Raw genomic sequence first — 3,793 nt, 5'->3', positions numbered from 1 at the left:
CGATGGGCAGGAGCTCGTCTCTCTCTCGATAGATGCCGACGTTCGTTCCCTCGACGCCCGCGGCCACCGCCTGCGCCAGCTCCGGTCGGGTGATGCCCGCCTGGCGCGCCTGCGCCTCGGCGAGGACCGGCCGCAATACCTTGACTTGATCCCGCCATTCGTCTCGCACGCCTTTCGAGGCCGGATCGTCGAGAAAAATCCGTTTAGCTTTCGCAGTGAGGGTTCGAAGCACCTCGGTGTCGGGCCCGCTGATGCGAAGCTGGATCTTTCCGCCCGTCGAGGGGCCGAGAATGAACTGGCGGGTGTGCACGATCGCCTGAGGGAACATGGGCTCGAGATCGTCCTGGGCCTTCTGGACGAGCGCGCGAATCTTCCGGTAGTCGTCGACTGTCAGGAGCACCTGGGCGTAGCTCGGGTAGAGCTGCTCGGGCGTATAGGTCAGGAGGAAACGAATCTGTCCGCCGCCCACGAAGGTCGCCGCGGACTCGACCCCTTCGAGGCCGAGAAGGTACTCCTCGGCCGCCCCGATTTGACGGACGGTCTCGTCGATGTGAGTGCCCTCGGGAAACCAGAAGTCCACGAAGAACTGGGGCCGGGTGGAGTCAGGGAAGAAGCTCTGCTTGACGTACTGGGTAAAGGCGAAGATCGCGAGGAAGAAGAAACCGACGACGACGCCGGTGGTGATCCAGCGGAACCGGATGCAGAGCTCGAGAAATCGCCGGTAGAGAGCGTAGAACCCGCCGCTGTAGGGGTCCTTTTGCTGGCCACCCGACGTGCCTTGCTTCAAGAATTTCTTGCAGAGGAGCGGGGTCGCCGTCACCGCGGTGACCCAGCTGAACGTCAGGGAGATGAGGATGACGGAAAAGAGCGAACGACAGTACTCCCCGGTGCTGTCCTGGGAGGTCCCGATCGCCGCGAAAGCGGCCACGGCGACGAAAGTCGCGCCGAGGAGAGGAACCCCCGTCTGCCCCACGATGTCCTTCGCCGCCGAAAGCGCGTCGTCGCCTTGCTCCATCTTGATCCGCATCCCGTCGGTGACCACGATGGCGTTGTCGACGAGCATGCCGAGGGCGATCACCAGGGCGCCGAGAGATATGCGCTCGAGCGTAATCGATTGCATCCCCATGAACACGAAGGTGCCCATGATGGTGAGGAGCAGCACGAACCCGATGATCAGACCGCTCCTGAGGCCCATGAAGACGAGAAGCACTACGATGACGATCCCCACCGCCTCGACCAGGTTGATGATGAAGCCGTTGATGGACTCGGTGACGGCGTCGGTTTGCATCGCGATGACGTGGGCTTCGATTCCGAGCGGAGCGAGCTCCATGATCTCCGCCGTCCGTCTCTTGAGCGACTCGCCCATGGTGATGACGTTGCCTCCGAGAACGGTCGAGATGGCGAGACCCACGGCGGGCTTTCCGTCGAAGCGCAGGAGCGTGTCCGCGGGTTCCTGGTAGTCGCGGCGAATATCGGCGACGTCGCCGAGATAAACGAGGGAGCTCGATTCGGCGCCCCGTGCGCTCACGAGGAGATCACGAAACTGCCTCTCGGAAATGAACTCTCCCGTTGGATTCACCGGGAGGTACTCGCGGCCGAGGGTGATGTTCCCGGCATCGGCGACGAGGTTCTTCGAGGCGAGCGCACCGTAGATGTCCTGAGGAGAGATGCCGAGCTCGGCCATCTTCTCCCGTCGCATCTCGACGTAGATGGCCTCGGGACGCTGCCCGTAAAGCGCGATCCGTTTGACGTCCTGGGCGTTCAAGAGCTCGCGCTGCAAGAACTTCGCGAACTCGTAGAGCTCCTTGTACGTGTAGCCCTCTCCCGTCAGAGCGATGTAGACGCCGTATACATCTCCGAAGTCATCGTTGACGAGAGACGGGCCAGCGCCAGGCGGGAGCCGTCTCTGCGCGTCGTTCACCTTGCGCCTGAGCTCGTCCCACACCTGTGGCAAGGAGAACTTGTCGTACTGGTCCCGCATGTGAACCTTGATCTGGGAGACGCCGCGCGACGAGCGCGATTCGACCCACTCCATCTGGCCCATCTCCTGGACCGCCTTCTCGAGGACGTTGGTGACTTCTTCCTCGACCTCGGCGGCGGTGGCGCCAGCATAAGGAGTGAGAATGATGGCTTCCTTGATAGTGAACTCGGGGTCCTCGAGGCGGGAGAGCGAGTTGAATGCCGACCAGCCGACCCAGAGCAGGAGAGCCATCATGACCCAGGTGATGACCGACTTCCGGATGCTCAGCTCGGCAATGTTCACCGCTGGTAACCCTCCAGCTCGCTGAGCTCACGGATCTTCATGCCTTCGCTAAGCTGCGCGACACCCGTCGTGGCGATTCTCTCTCCAGGTTGAAGCCCCGATGCGATGACGATGGAATCGGAGCCGGTAAGCTCTCCCGTCGTCACCGCGCGAGACGCGACCGTCATCGCTTGCGAATCGACGACCCAGACGTGAGGAGCTCCTGATGCATCGGCGAAGACCGCAACAGCGGGCACGACCATCGCCCCGCTCGCACCCTCGGAGGGGTAGCGGGTGACCGTGGCGGTCATACCGGGAAGCACGTTCAACCCGCCCGGCTGAGGCATCTGGAAAGTGACGCGGTACGTCTGCGTTCGCGGGTCCGCCTGGGTCGCGACTTCTCTCAAGGTAAGATCGAACTCGCGCTCCGGCGCGGAGTCGTACCTGGCGGTTATGCGGCCCAACTGAGGTCGAGACACCTGAGCGAGAACTCCCTCGGGGGCGTCCACGACGACCTTGACCTCGTTCACGTCGATGAGGCTGAGAATGGGCTGGCCCGCCCGGACTTCCTCGAAGTTCTCGACGAAGGTCTCGGCGACCTGCCCCCGATAAGGAGCGCGAAGGTAAGTATCCCGAAGGCTCGCTTCGGCGTCCTCCACCTGGGCCTGGGCGACGTTTCTCGTCGCGCGGGCCTGGTCGAGCTGGGCCTGGGACACGGCCTCCTTCTCGTAGAGCGCCGAGAACCGCCTCAGGTCTGCATCCGCCCGCTCGAAGTCCGCCTTCGCTGCGTCGAGTCGTATCTGGAAGTCGCGGGGATCGATGCGCGCCAGAAGCTCCCCGTTGCGAACCACCTGCCCTTCGAGCACCGGAAGCTCGAGGAGAGGACCACCCACCCGAAACGACAGGTTGACCTGGCTCGCGGCTTCCACGCGCCCGGGATAGCTCGCGGGACGCGCCCCGGCGCCGCCCACGACGAGCGTCTTCACTGGCCGAACGAGCTCCTTGACCTCGGCGGTCTGCTCTGCGGCGCAGGCGGCGAGAGTCATCATCACGACGACAGCCATCCAACTCCACTTCCACGTCATCGCGGTTCCCCTTCTCGTTCCCCGACGAGACGTCGGATCTCCTCCACGAACTGCGCCCGCTGCTCGGGACTCTTTTCGTCCTCGAACCAGGAAAGCGCCCTCTGAAGCTCCACCAGATTGATCCAGAACTGGAACTCGGCGGCGGCCGCCGCCTGATCGGCGGTGAGCTTCTCGTTCTGTGCGGAGATCAGATCGGTCACATCGGAAACTCCCTCGGCGTATTTGTCCTGGACGATGCGCAAGTTGTTGTCCGCTGCCTCGGCCGCCTGGCGCGCGAAACGAATGCGCGGAAACGAGCCGTCGACCCGGCTCAAGGCGGTTCGCGTCTGCTGCTCGATCAGCTCCGCCTGGAGCTCGCGCTGGCGCTCGAGAACCCGCCGTTCGGCCGAAGCCTTGTCGACGTCCGCCTGACGCAGGCCGCCCTCGAACAGAGGATAATCGAGGTTTATGGCCCAAACGTACAAAT

General features: G+C 63.5%; 3 protein-coding genes. All 3 read right to left on the bottom strand.

The genetic code is table 11. From position 1 onward, the window contains the following. Positions 1 to 2,263, bottom strand: a 2,263-nt coding sequence (locus VEK15_00910) for an efflux RND transporter permease subunit (GenBank protein ID HXV59223.1), incomplete at its 3' end; no start/stop codon positions are given. Beyond that, positions 2,260 to 3,327, bottom strand: coding sequence for an efflux RND transporter periplasmic adaptor subunit (locus VEK15_00905; protein ID HXV59222.1), 1,068 nt, complete (start codon positions 3,325 to 3,327; stop codon positions 2,260 to 2,262). The genes VEK15_00905 and VEK15_00910, both read right to left, overlap by 4 nt. After that, positions 3,324 to 3,793: TolC family protein (locus tag VEK15_00900; GenBank protein ID HXV59221.1), on the bottom strand; the 470-nt coding region annotated here is incomplete at its 5' end. The genes VEK15_00905 and VEK15_00900, both read right to left, overlap by 4 nt.

The organism is Vicinamibacteria bacterium (genome assembly GCA_035620555.1).
In the GTDB taxonomy this organism is placed as follows: Bacteria; Acidobacteriota; Vicinamibacteria; order Marinacidobacterales; family SMYC01; genus DASPGQ01.
Note: the sequence above shows the minus strand (reverse complement) of the source record. Positions and strands in the feature narration are given on the sequence as shown.

Bases quoted from the DNA above. Each gene is read 5' to 3' on its own strand.
- VEK15_00905 (HXV59222.1), bottom strand. From the start codon at position 3,327: ATGACGTGGAAGTGGAGTTGGATGGCTGTCGTCGTGATGATGACTCTC.